At 47.7% G+C, this 287-nt stretch carries 1 pseudogene; it reads left to right on the top strand.

The window, feature by feature from the left end:
- Positions 1-287 (top strand): annotated as a pseudogene (locus tag H3V01_RS10940) (hypothetical protein); the annotation flags it as partial.

Genomic DNA, 287 nt, shown 5'->3' with positions numbered 1-287 from the left:
ATCTGACCAATATCAATGGTAATATCAGTACAGCAAACAGCAATATCGCTGCTTTACAGTCTGATGCGCTGCAATGGAAAAAGAATGTCAATGGTAACGGCGGCTTTTACGATGCCAGCCATGGCACCAGTCAGGCGCAGAAAATTACCAATGTGGCTGCCGGTCAGCTGGAAAACGGTTCTACTGATGCAGTCAATGCCGATCAGCTCTATCAGTTATCCACCTCTTCTGCTACCAGCTTCAGCTCACTGTCTACTGTTGTAAGCCGTGCCGGTGATCTGACCAAT

This window comes from Snodgrassella sp. M0351, from assembly GCF_016100575.1.
GTDB lineage: Bacteria > Pseudomonadota > Gammaproteobacteria > Burkholderiales > Neisseriaceae > Snodgrassella > Snodgrassella alvi.
Note: the sequence above shows the minus strand (reverse complement) of the source record. Positions and strands in the feature narration are given on the sequence as shown.